The organism is Sulfitobacter sp. G21635-S1, assembly GCF_027213915.1.
Classification (GTDB): domain Bacteria; phylum Pseudomonadota; class Alphaproteobacteria; order Rhodobacterales; family Rhodobacteraceae; genus Sulfitobacter.
In genome coordinates, this window is the sequence record NZ_JAPWGV010000013.1 from 127,785 (window position 1) to 147,003 (window position 19,219).

Sequence of the window (19,219 nt, forward strand, 5' to 3'; positions counted from 1 at the left end):
TCCTCCCATGGCGCAGCTGTGACTCTGCGGGCGCCGTCAGTATCCTTCATTTTTGGCATCTGAAATACGGCGGAGTCGCGTATGCTCTTTCAACGAATCGTATATAATCGGAGAAGGTCATGCCCTATCTCGAAAGTCTGAAGGTCTTTGTCAGGGTTGTGGAACTGGGCAGTATCACCGCAGGCGGGCGTGACCTGCGCCTCACGCCTGCCGTGGCCAGCAACCGGATCAAGGAGTTGGAACGCCGTCTGGATGTGCGGCTGTTCAACCGCACAACACGCAAGCTGTCGCCCACCGAAGTGGGCCATGCCTTTTACGATCACGCCCGACAGGTCGTGCAATCGCTGGAAGACGCCGAGGCTGCTGTCTCTGACTTTTCGCAAAATCCGCATGGCACCATTCAGGTGACGGCACCGCTGGGTGTCGGTAAGCGCCTGATCGCCCCCCTGATCCCCGATTTCGTGGATGAATATCCGGAAGTATCGGTCCGGCTGCGGTTGTCGGACCGGAAGGTGGACCTGTTGGAAGATGGTTTGGACGTGGCCTTCTTTATCGGCCGCCCGCCGGATTCGAACTTGAAGCTGCGCAAGATCCTGGACACGCCGCGCCTTTTGTGTACCGCGCCTGCCTACCTTGAGCGGCGTGGTGTGCCGCAAACTCCCCAGGATCTTCGCAACCACAATTGCCTGCTGCTGCGCTACCCCAGATCGCCTGAATGGTTCTGGACCCTGGCGACAGCGGAAGGACCCATGAGAATGGATGTGTCCGGCAGTTACGATTCAGATGACGGCGACGTCCTGACCGATTGGGCACTTGCCGGGCGCGGGATCGTCAACAAGCCCTTGTTCGAAGTCCGCGAACATCTGAAGCGCGGCGATCTTGTTGAAATCCTGCCCGATACGCCGCCGGAGCCTGCCATGTTCGGATGCCTCTATCCGCACCGGCGGTTGCAGGACAGCAAAGTGCGCCTTTTCATAGATTACCTGATCAAGCGGTGCCGGGAACATCTCTCGGCGGTTTGAAAAGACGCCGCAGGGGGTTTCGGTTTTCCAAGGCATTCTCGTGCATTATCAAAAAAAACCGAATACATCTGTCGGCACCGGTGCAATGGCTTTCTGCGGCGCGTCATCTAGACTCGATCTGAATGTAGATCAGCCAAGGAGTCGTCATGACGGCCAGCTATTATGCCCCAAAGGGCGGTCATCCCGGTCAGGATCAGCTCCTCACGGATCGCGCGATTTTTACCGATGCCTATGCGGTCATTCCCCGGGGAACGATGCGCGATATCGTGACCAGTTTCCTGCCGTTCTGGGACAAGACCCGGCTCTGGGTTCTGTCACGCCCGCTCAGCGGCTTCGCCGAGACCTTTTCGCAATATATCATGGAGGTTTCACCCGGCGGCGGATCGGACAAAGCGGAAAGCGACCCCTGCGCCGAGGGCGTGTTGTTCGTGGTCGAGGGCGTCGCAACACTTACCGTTGATGGAAAGACACACAGGCTGGCACCCGGCGGCTATGCCTATCTGCCGCCTGAATGTGGCTGGACCCTGCACAACCGGGGTGACGACATGCTGCGGTTCCACTGGATCAGAAAGGCCTATGAAGCGGTTGAAGGGCTGGATATGCCCGATGTCGTCATTGCCAATGAACAGGACATCACACCAAGCGTGATGCCCGATACCGATGGCCGATGGGCAACGACACGGTTTGTCGATCCGGCCGACATGCGCCATGACATGCATGTCACCATCGTGACCTTTGAACCCGGTGGGGTGATCCCCTTTCTGGAGACCCATGTCATGGAACACGGGCTTTACGTGCTGGAAGGCAAGGCCGCCTACCGGCTGAACAGTGACTGGGTCGAAGTGGAGGCGGGCGATTACATGTGGCTGCGCGCGTTTTGCCCGCAGGCCTGTTACGCGGGGGGGCCGGGGCGGTTCCGCTATCTGCTGTACAAGGATGTGAACCGCCAGATGGCGCTGCGCCCGGCGACAGGGGTGTCACAGGCACGCGGCTGATCAACCTAGGCTCTGGACCCATTGATCTTACATGCTCAGCGGCGATTTCACGAAATTTCAATGGTTTGGGGCGTGCAGCCAATAGTGGTTCTATTTGCAAGCGACCCAAGACATTGAAATGAAGTGAAATCGCCGCCCTTCGGGTTTGACGGATTTTCCCGCAGCCTGCGTCACATCTGCTTGAAATAGAACCACTATTCTTGCGCAGATTTTCCTAGTCTGCGAAAAAATCTGTCAAACTGAGCGTGTAAGATCAATGGATCCAGAGCCTGGGCGCTGGTTCGGCTCTCCGCCAATGGCCGCCGTCAGTTCACGGGCCGCAGCGGCAACCGCAACGCCCAAATTTTCGATGGTTTCCAGCCCGATCCGCGAGGTCGGGCCGGAAACCGAAATGCCGGCCACTGCTTCGCTGTTCATGTCGAACACCGGCGCGGCGATGCAGCGCATGCCAAGATTGCGTTCTTCACCATCAATCGCAAACCCCCGCGCCCGGGTTTCGGCCAGATCCGCCAACAGACTGTCGCGGTCCGTCAATGTGTTTTCCGTGAACCGTTCCAGCGGTCCGCTCGACAATATGTTGTCGATGCGCGCCGCGTCCATCTGTGCCATCAGCGCCTTGCCGATGCCAGAAGCGTGCAGCCGCGACAGGGTGCCGGGCGGAAAGAATGCACGGATGCTGGCATTGGTCTCGACCTGGCTGACAAACAGGACATGGCGGTTCTGTTCGATCCCGAGGTTCGCGGTCTCTCCGGTTTCGTTCATCAGCTGCCGCAGGAAGGGGCGGGCGCGTTCGACCAGGCTGGTGCGTTTGAGAAACCGGGCGCCGATCACGAAGGCGCGGGGGCCGATGTGCCAGACCTGATCGGCCTGATCGAATTCGACCAGGCCGCGACCTTCCAGAGTGACAAGAATGCGGTAAACAGTGGCGGGCGACTGCCCAAGATCGGTGGCCAGCCCGGAGAGTGTCTTGCCCTGGGCCTCGCTCAGGAATTCAAAAACCTCCATCGCGCGATCCAGCGATTTGATGGTGTTCTGTTCCGTCTTGTCATCCCAGTCGCGCGGGCGGCCCCGGGTTTTCCGCGCGCCCTGGCTGTCGTTCTTTTGCAAAACCATAAACTGCATTCCCAAATATCCGAAAAACACCTTCACATTATGAAAAATGCAAGTCACTGACAATGAATAATTATTCGACATCACAAGAAAATGAAAAACGATTTCAAAAAAATATCATAGGCGCGCGGCCTTTGCTAATTTGGCGCTAATCTCAGAAAAGGAGACCATCATGAGCTTCCAGAACCCTGTTTTCATTCCGGGCCCGACCAACATGCCCGAAGCCCTCCGTCAGGCCTGCTACATGCCGACGATCGACCACCGTTCGCCGGTCTTCGGCAAGATCCTGCATCCCTGCCTCGAAGGCGTCCGCAAGGTTCTGAAGTCGGACAGCGCGAGGATCTTCATCTTCCCCTCGACCGGGACCGGCGGCTGGGAAACCGCGCTCAGCAATTGCCTGAACGCGGGTGACAAGGTGCTTGCCGCGCGCAACGGGATGTTCAGCCATCGCTGGATCGACATGTGCCAGCGCCACGGGCTGGATGTTCAGGTGGTAGAAACACCTTGGGGGCAAGGCATTCCTGCCGGGACATATGAGGCGATCCTGAAAGCGGACAAGAACCACGACATCAAGGTTGTGCTGGCGACGCATAACGAAACCGCAACCGGTGTGAAATCCGACATCGGTGCAATCCGCAAGGCGATGGATGCGGCGGGGCACCCGGCATTGTTGTTCGTGGACGGGGTCAGTTCCATCGCGTCGATGGATTTCCGCTTTGACGAATGGGGCGTCGATGTTGCCGTGACCGGCAGCCAGAAAGGCTTCATGCTGCCTGCGGGTCTTGCGATCCTGGGTTTTTCGGACAAGGCGATCAGGGCAAGCGACAAGGCCACGCTGCCGCGCACCTTCTTTGACATCAAGGACATGCAGAAGGGATACGACAACAACGCCTTCCCCTATACGCCGCCGGTTGGCCTGATGAACGGTCTGAAACTGTCGCTGGACATGCTGCTGGATGAAGGGCTGGAGAACGTCTTTGCCCGCCACCACCGGATTGCCGAAGGCGTGCGCAAGGCGGTTGATGCCTGGGGGCTGGAGCTGTGTGCCACATCGCCGGAATTCTATTCCGACACGGTTTCCGCCATCCGCACCCCGGAAGGGTTCAACGCCACCGATATCGTGACTGTCGCCGCCAAGACCTATGGCATGGCATTCGGCGTTGGGTTGGGTGAGGTTGCAGGCAAGGTGTTCCGCATTGGCCATCTGGGCAGTCTGACAGATGCGATGATGCTGTCAGGTCTGGCCACCGCCGAGATGGTGATGGTGGACCTGGGGCTGGACATCAAACTGGGCTCCGGCGTCGCCGCGGCGCAGGCGTTCTATCGCCACGGTCAGGCATCGGCCAGGAAAGCGGCAGCATGATGGACAACACGATGTATATCCCGACGCTCAAGGACATGGAGGATGCGCATGAGCGGATCAAGCCGCACATCCGGCGCACTCCTGTGCGCACATCGGCCTATCTGAACGAGCTGACGGGTGCGGAACTGTTCTTCAAATGCGAGAACTTTCAGGAACCCGGCGCGTTCAAGGTGCGTGGCGCGTCCAACGCCGTCTTCGGGCTGAGCGATGAACAGGCGCGCCTGGGCGTGGCCACCCATTCGTCGGGGAACCATGCCTCCTGCCTGAGCTATGCGGCGATGCGGCGGGGAATCCCCTGCAACGTCGTCATGCCGCGCACGGCACCGCAGGCCAAAAAAGACACGGTCGCGCGCTATGGCGGCAGGATCACCGAATGCGCGCCCTCCACCTCCTCGCGCGAGGAAACATTCGCCAGGGTGCAGGCAGAAACCGGCGGTGATTTCGTGCATCCCTACAACGATCCGCGCGTGATCGCGGGGCAGGGGACCTGTGCAAAGGAGTTCCTTGAACAGACCGACGGGCTTGACATGATGGTGGCACCGATTGGTGGCGGCGGCATGATCTCGGGCACCTGCCTGACCCTGTCCAACCTCGCCCCCGAAACGCAGATCATAGCGGCAGAGCCGGAACAGGCTGACGACGCCTACCGCAGCTTCAAGGCGGGTCACATCATCGCGGACGATGCCCCCCAGACCATCGCTGACGGGTTGCTGGTGCCGCTGAAGGACCTGACCTGGCATTTCGTTTCCAACCACGTCACCGATATTCTGACTGCCTCCGAAGAGGAAATCATCGCTGCGATGAAGCTGAGCTGGAAACATCTGCGCGTTGTGATGGAGGCGAGCTCTTCCGTGCCGCTGGCGACGATTTTGAAGAACAAGGAAAGGTTTGCCGGCAAACGTGTCGGCATCATCATCACCGGCGGCAATGTTGACCTCGACCTGCTGCCCTGGCTCAAGTGAAGGACCCCAAGTTATGAACACGCATGTTAAACTGGACGAATACGAAGTTGGCTATGACATTCCGGCCTTGCCCGGCATGGATGAGGCAGAGATTCAGACACCCTGTCTGATCCTGGATCTTGATGCGCTTGAGCGGAACATCAGGAAAATGGGCGATTATGCGCGCGATCACGGCATGCGCCACCGCGCCCATGGCAAGATGCACAAATCCGTCGACGTGCTGAAACTGCAGCAGGACCTCGGCCATGCGGTCGGTGTGTGCTGCCAGAAAGTGTCGGAGGCCGAAGTCTTCGTACGTGGCGGCATCAAGGATGTGATGGTGTCCAACCAGGTCACCGATCCGGCCAAGATCGACCGCCTGGCGCGATTGCCGAAATCGGGCGCACGCATTCTGGTCTGCGTGGACGATCCCGGTAACGTCAAGGAATTGTCCGACGCCGCTGTCAGACATGGCACCCAGATCGAGGCCCTGGTTGAAATCGATTGCGGCGCGGGCCGCTGTGGTGTCAGCACCACGCAGGACGTGGTGCACATCGCCAAATTGATCGACGCGGCGGAGGGATTGAAATTTGCCGGCATCCAGGCCTACCAGGGTGCGATGCAACACCTCGATCTTTACACTGACCGCAAAGAAAAGCTGGACGCGGCAATCGTACAGGTGGCGGATGCGGTGAACGGCCTCAAGAGCAACGGTCTGGAATGTGACATCGTTGGCGGCGGCGGCACCGGATCCTACTACTTTGAAAGCGCATCGAATGTTTACAACGAGCTGCAATGCGGCTCCTACGCCTTCATGGATGCCGATTACGGGCGAATCCTCGACAAGGACGGCAACCGCATCGACAAGGGCGAATGGGAAAACGCATTGTTCATCCTGACCACCGTGATGAGCCACGCAAAGGCGGACAGGGCGATCGTGGATGCCGGACTGAAGGCACAATCCGTCGACAGCGGCCTGCCGTTCGTCTATGGCCGCGACGATGTGGAATACCTGAAATGTTCCGACGAACATGGCGTTGTTGGTGATCCCAACGGCGCGCTCAAGGTCAATGACAAGCTGAAGCTGGTGCCGGGGCACTGCGACCCGACCTGCAATGTGCACGACTGGTATGTCGGCGTGCGCGGCGGCAAGGTTGAAACCGTCTGGCCGGTATCGGCGCGCGGCAAGGCCTATTGATCCCTCTCTTCCGGCGGCAACGCGCTGCCGGAGACCAAAATTAGCGCGCGCCCGATCTTTGTCGCGGCGCGCGCATATACATGAATTCCAATGGAGAAACCGATGCTGATCGTTCCTGAACGCGAAATTGCCGACCTGATGACCCGTGATGCTGCATTTGATGCGGTCGAAGGTGTATTTGCCGCCATGGCCGCGAAAGACGCCTATAATTTTCCGGTGATCCGCGAGGCCATCGGCCATGAGGATGCGCTTTACGGCTTCAAGGGCGGCTTTGACAAAGCGGGCATGGCCCTGGGTCTGAAGGCGGGCGGTTACTGGCCCAACAACCTTGAAAAGCATGGCCTGATCAACCACCAATCGACGGTTTTCCTGTTCGACCCGGACACCGGCAAGGTCAGGGCGATGGTCGGCGGCAACCTGTTGACGGCCCTGCGCACGGCGGCGGCTTCCTCCGTGTCGATCAAACATCTGGCACGCAAGGACGCGAAGGTCATGGGCATGGTGGGTGCCGGCCATCAGGCCACGTTCCAGCTGCGCGCCGCCCTTGAACAACGACAGTTCGAGAAGGTGATCGGCTGGAACTATCACCCTGAAATGCTGCCCAACATCGAAAAGATCGCACAAGAGGCTGGCCTGCCTTTCGAGGCGGTCCCGCTTGAAGGCATGGCAGAGGCGGATGTGGTGATCTCGATCACATCGACATTTGCGCCCAGCATCATGGCCGATCACATATCCGAAGGCACGCATATCGCCTGCATGGGGACGGACACCAAGGGAAAACAGGAGGTCGAGGCGGCGCTGCTTGCCAGATCCACCGTGTTCACCGATGAGGTCGCGCAATCCATCAGCATCGGCGAGGCGCAACATGCGGTTGCCCAGGGCCTGATCCGGGAAAGCGACGTTCACCAGATCGGTGCTGTCATAAACGGCACCCACAAGGGGCGGACCTCGGAGAGCGAGATCACCCTGTTTGATGGCACCGGCGTCGGCTTGCAGGATCTTGCCGTTGCGGCAAGCGTTGTGGAGCTTGCCGTGAAAAAGGGTGTCGCCATCGAGGTCGAGTTTTGAGGGCAGGTGGTTTCAACGGTGTCGAACGGTCAGCCCATTGCGCTGGCCGTCCGCGCCGGACCTGCGGTCATCGAGACGAAGGGCAATCTGCCATGTCCCGACACCCGGGCTGACTTGGCAGCATTGCAGTATCTGATTATTTCTCAGCGCGTGCGTTGCGCACCCATGCAATGATCTTTTCCCGGTTTTCCGGGGTCATTGTCGCGATGGCATTTGGCGGTGGCATGGCGTGGCTGACACCGGCGTGAAGGTAGATCTGATCTGCATGACGCGCCACGTCGCTCTGGGTTTCAAGGAACACGCCTTTCGGTGCCCATCTGATCCCGTCCCAGAACGGCTCGCGGGCGTGGCACATCGAACAATTGCCCAGAACGATGTCGTAAGCGTCATCGAACCCTTCGGCCGCCACGAACCTCTGCTCGTAGGATGTCAGATCACGCGCTTCTGCGTCCTCCACCGTTATGGTGGGCCGGACGGACGAAAGCCAGGCGATGACGATCATCAGAATGACCGTGACAGCCCAGGTCCAATGGGGGCCCGTTCCGGTCTTGTGCATCGTGTTGAAGTAATGCCGGATTGTCACGCCTGTGAGAAAGATCAGGCTGGCGATGATCCAAGCATACTGGGTCCCGAAGGCCAGCGGATAATGGTTGCTGAGCATCAGGAACACGACCGGCAGCGTGAGGTAGTTGTTGTGCGTCGACCGCACCTTGGCAATCTTGCCGTATTTGGCATCAGGGGTGCGCCCTGCCTTGAGGTCTTCGACCACGATGCGCTGATTTGGCATGATCTGGAAGAAAACATTGGCGGTCATGATGGTCGCGGTGAAAGCGCCCAGATGCAGCAGGGCGGCGCGGCCCGTGAAAATCTGGTTATAGCCCCAGGACATCACCACGAGGATCACAAACAAAAGCAGCATGAGGATTGTCGGCTTTTCACTCAGCTTCGATTTGCACATGAAATCATAAGCCAGCCAGCCGAGGGTCAGGGAACCACCCGAAATCAGGATACCTTGCCAGAGGGAGAGGTCGGCCTTGGTCGGGTCGAGCAGGAACAGCTCTCCGCCCACCCAGTAGATGATCATCAAAAGCCCTGCACCGGAGAGCCAGGTCGTATAGCTTTGCCATTTATGCCAGGTCAGGTGCTCTGGCATCCGCGCAGGCGCGACCAGGTATTTCGTGGTATGGTAAAAACCGCCGCCATGGACTTCCCACTCTTCGCCATAGGCACCCTCGGGCATGTCCTCTGCGGGTTTGAGCATCAGGTCGAGGGCGATGAAATAGAACGACGCGCCGATCCAGGCCATCGCCGTGATGACGTGCAGCCATCGCATCGAAAATGCGAACCAGTCCCACATGATTGCGAAGTCGTACATTTCCACCTCCCTGGAATCGAAACTGACAACAGACTAGGCGAGAAAGAATTGTTCTGGTATTGCTGTGAATGCCCAAGCTGTATCAAAAAAAGCAGAACAATGTCCTACTTTGAGAACATCCGCACTTTTGTCCGGGTCTACGAGCTTGGCAGCATGTCGGCTGCCGGTCGCGATCTGCGGGTTTCGCCTGCGGTCACCTCGTCACGGATATCTCAGTTGGAAGACCACCTTGGCGTCAGGCTGTTTCAACGGACCACAAGGAACCTGAGCGTGACCGAGCAGGGCCAGGCCTTTTATCGCGGTGCCTGCGAGATCCTGGAATCCATCGAAGCGGCAGAGGCGGAAGTCACCGCGATCACGGACAGCCCGCGCGGGTCGCTCTATGTGGCTGCCCCCCTGGGTGTCGGCAGACGGCTGATTGCGCCGCAGATGCCGGCATTTCTGGCGGAATATCCCGATGTCAGCGTGCGGCTGCGGTTGTCGGACCGAAAGGTCGACCTCACCACCGAAGGGTTGGATCTTGCCTATTTCCTCGGCCAGCCCGAGGACAGCAATCTCAAGATCAAGAAAATTGCAGATGTACAAAGAGTGCTTTGCGCATCCCCGGCCTATATCGCGCAGCGTGGGCATCCGCGTTCCGGCCATGAGATTGTCAGGGACAAGCACGAGTGCCTCAACCTGCGCTTTCCCGGTGCGACGGAATTCCAATGGCCGCTGATCACCACGTCAGGGCCAAAGCGTTTCCGCGTCGCCGGACGCTATGAATGCGACGACGGTGACGTTCTGGTGGATTGGGCGCTGGCGGGTCACGGCATCGCCCTGAAACCCGTTTTCGAAGTGGCCCGGCATCTCGAATCCGGCGCGCTTGTCGTCGTCGGAGAGGAGACCCCACCGGAACCCATCCAGATGGCCTGCCTGTTCACGCACCGCAGGCATCAGGACCCGAAATCCCGGCTGTTCATGGATTTCGTCTCGGATCGGATCGCCGGCGTCATCAAGGACACCAGGCTGCCGGATCAGCTTCCGCGATAGGTTGAATAGCCGAAGGGGGAAAGCAGCAGCGGCACATGGTAATGCTGTGCCTGCGACATCCCGAACCGAAGGGGAATGACATCAAGAAATCTGGGTTGCTCCGGGGGCACTCCTGTGCGGTCAAGATATGCACCGGCATGAAAAACCAGTTCATAAACGCCCACTTCAAACGCCTCGGCTGGCAGGATCTGCGAATCCGTGCGCCCGTCATCGTTTGTCACCACCGACTTCAGCTTCGTGCGGCGCTCTCCATCAATGCGGAACAATTCGATCTTCAGCCCTTCGGCCGGGCAGCCCCTGGCTGTGTCGAGAACGTGGGTGGTCAAATAGCCGGACATGGCATGCTCCTTTGGTTTCGCACAGTCTGTCAACTGGCGTCATGATTCACAAACCCGGAGCTGGTTGAGGCTCCTTCCTGATTTTTTTGAAAATCCTTGTTATTGTTTTGAATTACAAGCGGTCCAACCAGGAGGAAGAGAATGACCCGATACCCGCGCGACATGACCGGATATGGTGCCACACCGCCAGCTGCAAATTGGCCAAATGGCGCAAAAATCGCTGTTCAGATTGTCCTGAACTATGAAGAAGGCGGCGAGAACAACATCCTGCATGGGGATCCCGCGTCGGAGGCCTTTCTTTCTGAGATTACAGGCGCACAACCCTGGCCGGGGCAGCGGCATTGGAACATGGAATCGATCTATGAATATGGATCGCGCGCCGGTTTCTGGCGACTTCACCGGATGCTCAGGGATGTACCGGTCACGGTCTACGGCGTGGCAACCGCCCTTGCGCGCGCCCCGGAACAGGTTGCCGCCATGAAGGCCGCGGATTGGGAGATTGCCAGCCACGGTCTAAAATGGGTCGAGCACAAGGACATGCCGGAAGAAGAAGAGCGCGCGCAGATTGCCGAAGCGATCCGGGTGCATACACTGGCCGTGGGCGAAGCGCCGCGGGGTTGGTACACCGGGCGGTGTTCAAACAACACGGTGCGTCTGGCCGCTGAAACGGGGCAGTTCGACTATGTTGCCGACAGCTATGCCGACGATCTGCCCTACTGGATGACCTTCACAGGCCGGCACCAGCTGATTGTCCCCTATACGATGGACTGCAACGACATGCGGTTTGCCATTCAGGCCGGTTTCACCAACGGGGATCAGTTTGAATCCTATCTGAAGGACAGCTTTGACTTCCTCTACGAGGAAGGCGAGGGCGGTGCGCCAAAGATGCTGTCCATCGGCCTGCACTGCCGGTTGATCGGACGGCCCGGCCGCGCCGCAGCCCTGCGCCGAGTGATTGAATACATGAAGTCACATGAAGGCGTCTGGTTTGCGACACGCCATCAAATCGCACAGCATTGGATCAGTCAGAACCCGCCTGTGACTTTCAACAGACCGTCAGAGATGGACCGCGCCACCTTTGTCTCTGAATTCGGGGGGATATTCGAGCATTCTGCATGGATCGCCGAAGCTGCCTTTGACGGTGAACTGGGACTGACCCATGACACGGCGCAGGGTGTGCATCAGGCCCTTTCCGGCGTGTTTCGGGGCGCGTCAGAGCAGCAGCGTCTGAGCGTGCTTACCGCGCACCCTGATCTGGCCGGGAAACTTGCAGCAGCAGGGCGGCTGACCCGTGAAAGCACCGCCGAACAGGCGGGCGCGGGTCTGGACAAGCTCACGGATCAGGAGCGTGCCGACTTCACCGAACTGAACGAAACCTACACCGCCAAATTCGGCTTTCCCTTTATCATCGCGGTCAAGGACAATACCAAGGCCAGCATCGGGGCGGCTTTCAAACGACGCATCGGCAACGACAGGGATACGGAATTTGCCGAAGCCTGCCGACAGGTTGAACGCATCGCGGAACTGCGGCTTTTGGAGAAATTCGGATCATGACCATTCCCCTCAAGCTGGAAAAACTGACGGCCAAGTCCTTTGAACCCTATGGTGACCTGCTGGACGCTTCCGGCACAGCCGACAAGCTCATCAATCAGGGCAAATGTGGCCGATACCACGACCGGGCGCGTCTCGATTTTTCTGACGGGCGCGCGGGGATCAGCATTTTCAAGGGCGAAATGGAAACCCTGCCGCTGAAATTGAAGATGGTCGAACGGCACCCGGAAGGCAGCCAGGCCTTCGTGCCGATGACAGCCGATCCCTTTCTCGTCGTGGTCTGCCGGGACGACAATGGCACTCCGGTAGACCCAAGGGCGTTTCTGACGGCACCGGGTCAGGCCATCAATTTTCACCGGGGGACATGGCATGGCGTCCTGGCCCCGCTTTCGGAGCCTGGTCTTTTTGCCGTCGTTGACCGTATCGGTGAGGGCGCGAACCTGGAAGAACACTGGTTCAAAGAGGACTATCTGATCGAATAACAGCCGACTCCGCCTGCCGCTGCCGCGTCTCAACAGTTGCGCAGCGCAGGCCCGGAGTTTCTTCAGCCGAAAGAGAGTGCTACATCCCCGAAATCCCCGAAATCGGCGGTGATCACGCTGCCCGGCGGGCATTCGACGGGGCGGATGAAACTGCCTGACAGGACCACCTGACCGGGTTCGATACTCTGCCCGTATTGCGCCATGCGGCGGGCCAGCCAGACCACGCTTTCCACCGGATCGTTCAGCACGCCGGCACCCAGGCCGGTTTCTTCGACCGCGCCATCGCGCGTGGTGATCGCACCGACCCAGCGCAGGTCAAAGGCATCAACCGCGTGGCGTTGCGGACCCAGCACGATACCCGCGTTGGCCGCATTGTCGCTGATGGTGTCAAAGACGCTGCGGGATTTGCCCGTCTCGGCATCGACACGCACAATCCGGGTGTCGAGAATCTCGATGGCCGGGGCGACATAATCGGTGGCCGCGATCACCTCGTCGCGGGTCACATCAGCGCCGCCGATGGCGGATTTCAGGACAAAGGCAATCTCGGCCTCGATACGCGGCTGAATGAACCGGCCCGCGGGCACAGTGGCGCCGTGATCGAAGGCCATATCGTCAAACAGGATGCCGCTGTCGGGGATGTCGATCCCCAGCGCATATTGCATCGCCTTGGAGGTCAGGCCGATCTTCCAGCCGATCACCCTGCGGCCCCGGGCCAGCTTGGCCGTACAAATCGCATTCTGCACCGCATAGGCGTCATCCATCCCGATCTCCGGATGGCGCAGACTGAGCAGGCCGATCTGGTCGCCGCTTTCCTCTGCCGCCAGCAGCTCGGCGGCGGCGCGGGCGTGATCCTGGGGCGTCATAACACTTCATCCTCGACGGTGTTGCGCAGGGTGCCGATGCCCGCCACCTCAACCTCGACCACGTCGCCGGGTTTCAGGTATTGCGGCGGGTCCAGCCGTGCCCCGGACCCGGTGGGCGTGCCGGTCACAATGATGTCGCCCGGCTCCAGCGTCATGAAGGTCGAGATATATTCGATCTCGCGGCGGACCGGGTGCATCATGCGCGACAGCACATCGTCCTGCCGGACTTCGCCGTTCACGCGCGTAATGATGCGCGCCTCGTCCAGCTGGGCGGCGTCGGTGAAGGGCACCAGCCACGGGCCGATCGCGCCCGACTTGTCCCAGTTCTTGCCCTGCGTCACGTTGAACTTGGCGTGGCGCACCCAGTCGCGGATGGTGCCCTCGTTGCACAGCGTCAGGGCGGCAATGTGGTCGTAAGCGCTGGCCTGCGGGATGCGCCGGCCGCCCTTGCCGATGACAATGGCAACCTCGCCCTCGTAGTCGAGCTGGTGGCTTTCGGGCGGGCGGATCAGCGGGCGGTCGTGGCCGGTAAAGCCACTGGCAAAACGTGGAAACAGCGACATGTACTTCGGCTGTTCGCTGCCGTCCTTGTATTCGGCGTTGCGGTCGGGAAAGTTCACGCCGACGCAAAGGATGCGGCGGGCGTTGGGCAGGACCATCTCATATTGCACACCTGTGTGCGTGACGGGTTTGCCCTCGGCGGCCTGTGCCAGCGTGGCCAGACCATCGGCCTGCACCGCGTCAAACAGCGTTGGCCATTCGGGGAATGCGTCGTTCAGGGCAATCATGCCCGTTTCGGTGACCGCACCGTAAAAGGTCTTACCGCCGGATGTGAAAGTTGCAAATTTCATGGGGACACTCATGGCGCGATGATCGGGCTGGCTTTGATCGTCGACTCAGCGGTCTCGACTCCGACAAAACTGGTTCCGTGCCTGAACCAGCTTTCCGGCGCGGGTGCGCCCCAAAGCGTCTGGCGTTGCGGGTCCTTGAGGTCCCACTTGATCGGCTCAAGATCCGGGTCAACCGTCTGGTAATCCGAGCAATAGATTTCGATCCGGTGTCCATCGGGGTCAAGAATATAGAGGAAGAAGGCGTTCGAGATGCCGTGACGGCCCGGTCCGCGTTCGATGTTGTCGACATAGCCGGAAGTTGCCATCAGATCGAGCAGATCAATGATGTTCAGCGGGGTTGGCACCCAGAAGGCGAGATGGTGCATGCGCGGACCGGTGCCATTGGTGAACGCCATATCATGCACGCCGCCCTTGCGGTGCATCCAGGCTGCCCAGAGCTTCTTGCTGTCTTCGTCCTCGGTGTATTCCGTCACCCGGAAGCCGAAGTCGGAATAGAAGGCGACGGAGGCATCGACGTCATGACTGAAGCAGTTGAAATGGTCGATGCGCAGGGGTTTCACCCCCCGATAGAGCGCGTATTTCTGGTGGATCGGCGCCAGCCGGTCCATCTTGTGATAAAACTCAAGCGGGATGCCCATGTTGTCGGAGGTCAGCAGGGTGCGGCCCTGATAAGGGCGCTCGACCCAGGATGTCGGGCGGCCCTTGCCTTTGAAATAGGCTTCGGCCTTGTCCAGATCAGCCTCGTCGAAAGTCTTGAAACCCATCACTTCGACCGTGCCGGGCAGGTCCGATTTCTGCAGGATCACGCAGTGATGCCCGCGCTCTTCCATCGCGCGCAGATAGACGTGGCTGTCGCTTTCGTCGGTGACCTGAAGGCCCAGGATCTCGGCGTAGAACTTTTTTGATGCGGCCAGATCAGACACGTTCAGGCACACATGGCTTAGCCGGATGATGTTGAACGCGGGGTAAAGATTGGGTGTGGGAATGGGCATGAAATTCTCCTGCTGCGCGAGGCTGTCGCGCAATTGTCCAAAGCGGCATCAGATACCCAGGCGGGCGATCTTGTGCTGGCCGGTGGCAAAACCGATGTGTTTCTGTTCCATATAGAACTCGAATGACCAGTCGCCGCCGTCACGACCGATGCCGCTGGCCTTGACCCCGCCGAAAGGGGTCGGCAGGTGGCGGACGTTTTCGGAATTGACCCAGATCATGCCTGCTTCCAGCTTGTCGGTAAAGTGCAGCGCGCGGGTCAGGTCGTTGGTCCAGACATAGCCGGTGAGCCCGTAGGGGATGTCATTCGCAATCTGCAAGGCTTCCTCTTCGGTCGAAAAGGGGATCGAGGTGAGCACCGGGCCAAAGATTTCCTCCTGTGCGATGCGCATCTGGTTGTTCGCACCGGTGAACAGGGTCGGGCGCACGAAATAGCCTTCGTCACCCAGTTTTTCGCCACCGGCAGCGACGGTTGCACCGTCCTCAACGGCGATGTCGAAATAGCGGGTGACCTTGTTGTAATGTTCCTCGGTGACCAGCGGACCGATCTCGGTTGCCGGATCCAGCGGATGGCCGACCTTGATGTTGTTCACACGCGCGACCAGCCTGGCTTCGAATTCTTCGCGGATGCTGTCCTGGATCAACAGGCGCGAGGAAGAGGTGCAGCGTTCGCCGTTGATCGAGTAGATCATGAAAATCACCGCATCCAGCGCACGTTCCAGATCGGCGTCGTCAAAGACGATGACGGGATTCTTGCCGCCCAGTTCCAGATGGTTGCGTTTCAGCGTGTCGGCGCCCTGTTTGGTGATCAGGCTGCCGGTGCGGCTTTCCCCGACAAAGGCGATGGCCTTGATTTTCGGATGTTCGCACAGCGCCTTGCCCGCGCCCTCGCCAAAGCCGTTGACGGTGTTCAACACGCCCGGCGGCAGGCCTGCTTCCTCTGCAATCTCGACCAGCAGTCGTGCGGTCAGGGGCGAGGCTTCGGCAGGTTTGTGCACCACGGTGCAGCCGGCGGCCAGCGCGGGGGCGATCTTCCATGTGGACAGCATGAAGGGCGTGTTCCATGGGGTGATGACGCCCACCGGGCCGATGGGCACGCGGGTGGTAATGTTCATCAACGTCGGTGATTTCAGGTGCTGACCATCACGGGCCTGCACCACCTGATCGGCAAAATAGCGGAAATTCTCGGCACCGCGCAGCGCCGCCTTGGACATGAAGCGATAGGCCTGGCCGGTGTCCCAGCATTCGCAGAGTGCGATTTCCTCGGCCCTTGCCTCGATGCCTTCGGCCACCCGGATCAGGATTTTCCTGCGCTCAAGCGCTGGCAGGTCGCGCCAGGCCGGGAAAGCGTCATGTGCGGCACTTGCCGCCGCGTCGATGTCTGCCGCGGTGCCATGTGCCACGTCGCAAATCACGCTTTTGTCGACCGGAGAGGTTGTCTGGAAAACTCCCCCGCTGCCCGCAACATCCTGCCCGGCAATGCGGTTCAGGATGCCGGTGTCGCGAAAGCGGGCCAGGAAGCCGTCGAGCATTTTCAGATTGTTGTCTAGAACGGTCATGGAAGTCCTCGTGTATCTGGGCGGCAAGACGTCAAAGACATCCTCAGGAATGGCCGGTAAGGCGGGCGTGAATTGGCGTGTCTTTCCAGCTGAGATCCGGGTCGATGATCCTGATTTCGAGCGAAAGCGCAAAATGGGGGGAAGCCAGCGGATTTTTCAGGACCTCTTGCGCGGCAGAGAACAATGCATCGCCTGCCGCCTTCAGCTGGTCCGTGCCACGCCCGGCCCCGACGCTGAGCGTCATGGCCAGAAAGTCATTTTCCCCTTGTCCATCTGCGACGATGAAATGATCCGCCTTGTGGGCACGGATACGGATTCCGGCAGTCGGGAAGACGTTCGAACGCACCATGACCTTATGCAGCGCAGTGCAAAGGGCAGGAATGTCCGCGCGCGCTTCAAGAGATGGAGAATAGTCGATGGTGAGATGCGGCATGATTCCTCCCGAATTAAATATAACATGTTAAATAAATAAGTCCCTGTCAACAGATAACGCGTTAACAATTCGCACGCGATATGGGCTGTTCGATCTGGAGGTTCCGGAAAGCGATGCAGCACGATCTGACGCGCCAGACAGGAGCTTGGAGCAAGGTGACGAAGCGCCTATGATACGTGAGATGACGTCATTCTTTGCCTCTGCACTTTTGACCGGCCTGCTGGCCTGTTCCGCCGTCGCTGCCGCGCCGCGTCCGGATTGCATGGATTTCAACAACAATGACCGGCTGAGCCCTCATGATCGGCAATGGTGCCAGGCCCTTGCCTTTAAAGAGAAATATCTGGAAAGCGGTTTTGTTGAGGCTGTCCCCGGCGACAATGGCCGTGCGCAAGGTGTCAGATCACACCTTGCCACCCGCTTTTCCAGCGGCGGGTCGTCCAGTGTCAGCGGCTCAGTCTCGATCGAGGAACTCACGGGTCGGTTTCGCCTGAAACTGGCCCGGACCGACAACACTCTGTACTATGGCAGAAAGATACAGATCAGCGGCACCGCCCGTTCAGGCGAGGGTGCATTGCAGGTTTACAGCCATGTTGATGTCGATCTGTGGCAACTGGCCGCCGTCTTTGTTGACAAGCCGGTGCGCAATCAGGAACCACCCGAAGAGGGGCTGATCCTCAAAGGGTATCTACGCACAGATGTCGCGCCGGGCGCGGAACAGAAGTTTACGGCGCAGCTGATCGCGATTGGTGGTGATTTCTATCTGCTGCTTGCCGCGCCGGATGGGGTTGCGCGCGATATTTCATTAACCATCGACGCACCGTAAGGCGCGCCCGGCAGGTCAATCGACCCAGCTGTCAAAAGTCATCCCATGTTGCCGCGTGCGATTGGCAAGGCGGACAATATCGCGCAGCATCTGCGCGTGTGACATATTTGGCATCGGTTCCGGTATCAGGGCCGGGTCGCTCTCATCGGGTGTCAGCGGGGCGGCCTCAAGAACGGCTTTTGCCAAGGTTTCAAGAAACGCCAGAAAATCGGCTTCTGCCCCGGGCGCGAGCATGGTTCCGTCAAGGAAGGAGGCATGCGCCAGCAACTCCGCGCCCGCCGGATCAAGACGGCGCGCAAAACCCAAGATCGCCTCCCAATGCTCCATCGGAATGCGCACCTGCGCCGGAAAGCTCCAGGGAGAGCGGTGACCGTCGTCCGGCAAGGCTTCCAATGCTTCGGGGCCGGAAAACACCTGCCACAGGCGGCTTGGGGGTTTTGCTGTCACTTGCCGGTGCCTGTTAATCTGCGGGGCAATGCGCAGGATGGACCAGAAAAAGCGTATCATCCGGTTCGGCCGGGAGGTAAAAAGGCGTATCGTCGCCGCAATCTGTCAAGGTCATGCCGCCCGATGTCAGCTCCAGCAACAGCGATCCTTCGGTCCGGGCGTTGCGGATCGTCAGGGCGCCACTGTCGCAATCGCCGCCGCAGATCACCTGGCCCTGATCATCCTGATGACACAGCCCGCCGGCCCCGCCCTTGCGCTCACGGGTGGTGAAATCGACCGAGAAGGAATAATTGCCCTTGCCCGCCTCGTGATGCTCCATTTCGTAATAGCTGAGGTGAAAGAAGACCTCGGTGACCTTTTGCAGGGGGTGTTCGGCAAGATGATCCGCCGAATAGCTGCGCTGCCAGCAGGCGTAGGTATCCGGGCGCGGTGCAAGTATTTCTGCCAGGGTCTGGGCCGTGACGGGGGTGGAGGTCAGTGCAGTCAAGGTTGCGACAACAAGTGTCATCCTGGTGGTTTGCATGTCTCTTGGCCTCCGCGATCATCGGGATAGGTATGAAACGGCTGCAGCATAGAGCTGCGGACCGACGTGAACCAGATCAGGGACACTCTATCGCCTGTTGCAGTCTCGATAAAGAACAGCGTTGCAACCAGGGTCGGATGCGCGCGCACTTCGGGCTGTTCAGACCCTGCGCGCGCTCTTAGCAACTGTATTTCTCAGACGGTCTGAGTGGACCATTTCTGGCCTGATTTGACGAGGGCGTTGACGATTGTCACG

General features: G+C 59.4%; 20 protein-coding genes. 10 read left to right on the plus strand and 10 right to left on the minus strand.

What is annotated here, in order from left to right; translation table 11 throughout:
* Positions 1-119 precede the first annotated feature (119 nt).
* Positions 120-1,022, plus strand: a complete 903-nt coding sequence (locus O4H53_RS14195; protein ID WP_269364674.1) for a LysR family transcriptional regulator — start codon at positions 120-122, stop codon at positions 1,020-1,022.
* A gap of 146 nt (positions 1,023-1,168) precedes the next feature.
* Complete coding sequence (locus tag O4H53_RS14200; RefSeq protein ID WP_269364676.1) at positions 1,169-2,017, plus strand: bifunctional allantoicase/(S)-ureidoglycine aminohydrolase; 849 nt, start codon at positions 1,169-1,171, stop codon at positions 2,015-2,017.
* Between the two features lie 234 nt (positions 2,018-2,251).
* On the opposite strand, the gene bhcR is transcribed toward O4H53_RS14200, so the two are convergent.
* Positions 2,252-3,130, minus strand: coding sequence for an HTH-type transcriptional regulator BhcR (gene bhcR / locus O4H53_RS14205; protein ID WP_269364709.1), 879 nt, complete (start codon positions 3,128-3,130; stop codon positions 2,252-2,254).
* 169 nt (positions 3,131-3,299) lie between these two features.
* On the opposite strand from bhcR, the gene bhcA reads away from it, so the two are divergent.
* From bhcA to bhcD, 4 genes are all read left to right on the plus strand, one after another.
* Positions 3,300-4,490, plus strand: a complete 1,191-nt coding sequence (gene bhcA, locus O4H53_RS14210; RefSeq protein WP_269364678.1) for an L-aspartate--glyoxylate aminotransferase BhcA — start codon at positions 3,300-3,302, stop codon at positions 4,488-4,490.
* Positions 4,487-5,452, plus strand: a complete 966-nt coding sequence (gene bhcB / locus O4H53_RS14215; RefSeq protein ID WP_269364679.1) for a beta-hydroxyaspartate dehydratase BhcB — start codon at positions 4,487-4,489, stop codon at positions 5,450-5,452. The genes bhcA and bhcB overlap by 4 nt, the downstream gene beginning before the upstream one ends.
* Before the next feature lie 13 nt (positions 5,453-5,465).
* A complete protein-coding gene (bhcC, locus tag O4H53_RS14220; protein ID WP_269364681.1) occupies positions 5,466-6,629 on the plus strand; it encodes a 3-hydroxy-D-aspartate aldolase BhcC in 1,164 nt (387 codons plus the stop codon).
* 102 nt (positions 6,630-6,731) lie between these two features.
* On the plus strand, positions 6,732-7,697 hold the full coding sequence (gene bhcD / locus O4H53_RS14225; protein WP_269364683.1) for an iminosuccinate reductase BhcD: 966 nt from the start codon (positions 6,732-6,734) through the stop codon (positions 7,695-7,697).
* A 136-nt stretch (positions 7,698-7,833) separates the two neighbouring features.
* On the opposite strand, the gene O4H53_RS14230 is transcribed toward bhcD, so the two are convergent.
* Positions 7,834-9,072: a urate hydroxylase PuuD gene (locus O4H53_RS14230; protein ID WP_269364685.1), complete on the minus strand. Its 1,239-nt coding sequence runs from the start codon at positions 9,070-9,072 to the stop codon at positions 7,834-7,836.
* 99 nt (positions 9,073-9,171) lie between these two features.
* On the opposite strand from O4H53_RS14230, the gene O4H53_RS14235 reads away from it, so the two are divergent.
* A complete protein-coding gene (locus O4H53_RS14235; protein WP_269364686.1) occupies positions 9,172-10,104 on the plus strand; it encodes a LysR family transcriptional regulator in 933 nt (310 codons plus the stop codon).
* On the opposite strand, the gene uraH is transcribed toward O4H53_RS14235, so the two are convergent.
* Positions 10,089-10,442 (minus strand): hydroxyisourate hydrolase, encoded by a 354-nt coding sequence (gene uraH, locus O4H53_RS14240; RefSeq protein ID WP_269364687.1) that lies wholly within the window; start codon positions 10,440-10,442, stop codon positions 10,089-10,091. The genes O4H53_RS14235 and uraH overlap by 16 nt on opposite strands.
* Positions 10,443-10,583: 141 nt before the next feature.
* On the opposite strand from uraH, the gene puuE reads away from it, so the two are divergent.
* Together puuE and O4H53_RS14250 are read left to right on the plus strand one after the other, a co-directional pair.
* On the plus strand, positions 10,584-11,996 hold the full coding sequence (gene puuE / locus O4H53_RS14245; protein ID WP_269364688.1) for an allantoinase PuuE: 1,413 nt from the start codon (positions 10,584-10,586) through the stop codon (positions 11,994-11,996).
* Positions 11,993-12,475 (plus strand): ureidoglycolate lyase, encoded by a 483-nt coding sequence (locus O4H53_RS14250; protein ID WP_443069606.1) that lies wholly within the window; start codon positions 11,993-11,995, stop codon positions 12,473-12,475. The genes puuE and O4H53_RS14250 overlap by 4 nt, the downstream gene beginning before the upstream one ends.
* A gap of 62 nt (positions 12,476-12,537) precedes the next feature.
* Here the strand turns inward: O4H53_RS14250 and hpaH are convergent, their stop codons facing one another.
* From hpaH to O4H53_RS14275, 5 genes are read right to left on the minus strand one after another with little or no spacing between them, the layout of a single operon-like run.
* Positions 12,538-13,338, minus strand: a complete 801-nt coding sequence (gene hpaH / locus O4H53_RS14255; protein WP_269364690.1) for a 2-oxo-hept-4-ene-1,7-dioate hydratase — start codon at positions 13,336-13,338, stop codon at positions 12,538-12,540.
* Positions 13,335-14,189: a fumarylacetoacetate hydrolase family protein gene (locus O4H53_RS14260; protein WP_269364691.1), complete on the minus strand. Its 855-nt coding sequence runs from the start codon at positions 14,187-14,189 to the stop codon at positions 13,335-13,337. Before O4H53_RS14260 ends, hpaH begins: the two co-directional genes overlap by 4 nt.
* Positions 14,190-14,197: 8 nt before the next feature.
* Positions 14,198-15,181 carry a 3,4-dihydroxyphenylacetate 2,3-dioxygenase gene (gene hpaD / locus O4H53_RS14265; protein WP_269364693.1) on the minus strand — a complete coding sequence of 328 codons (984 nt, stop codon included), beginning with the start codon at positions 15,179-15,181 and terminating at the stop codon, positions 14,198-14,200.
* A 48-nt stretch (positions 15,182-15,229) separates the two neighbouring features.
* A complete protein-coding gene (hpaE, locus tag O4H53_RS14270) occupies positions 15,230-16,738 on the minus strand; it encodes a 5-carboxymethyl-2-hydroxymuconate semialdehyde dehydrogenase (RefSeq protein WP_269364695.1) in 1,509 nt (502 codons plus the stop codon).
* A gap of 43 nt (positions 16,739-16,781) precedes the next feature.
* Complete coding sequence (locus O4H53_RS14275) at positions 16,782-17,171, minus strand: 5-carboxymethyl-2-hydroxymuconate Delta-isomerase (protein WP_269364697.1); 390 nt, start codon at positions 17,169-17,171, stop codon at positions 16,782-16,784.
* A 262-nt stretch (positions 17,172-17,433) separates the two neighbouring features.
* Between O4H53_RS14275 and O4H53_RS14280 the strand changes: the two genes are divergently transcribed.
* A complete protein-coding gene (locus O4H53_RS14280; RefSeq protein ID WP_269364699.1) occupies positions 17,434-17,994 on the plus strand; it encodes a hypothetical protein in 561 nt (186 codons plus the stop codon).
* A gap of 15 nt (positions 17,995-18,009) precedes the next feature.
* Here the strand turns inward: O4H53_RS14280 and O4H53_RS14285 are convergent, their stop codons facing one another.
* Positions 18,010-18,441: a hypothetical protein gene (locus O4H53_RS14285; RefSeq protein WP_269364701.1), complete on the minus strand. Its 432-nt coding sequence runs from the start codon at positions 18,439-18,441 to the stop codon at positions 18,010-18,012.
* A 13-nt stretch (positions 18,442-18,454) separates the two neighbouring features.
* The gene (locus tag O4H53_RS14290; protein WP_269364703.1) at positions 18,455-18,928 is read right to left on the minus strand and encodes a hypothetical protein; all 474 of its coding nucleotides are present in this window, start codon (positions 18,926-18,928) and stop codon (positions 18,455-18,457) included.
* Positions 18,929-19,219 lie beyond the last annotated feature (291 nt).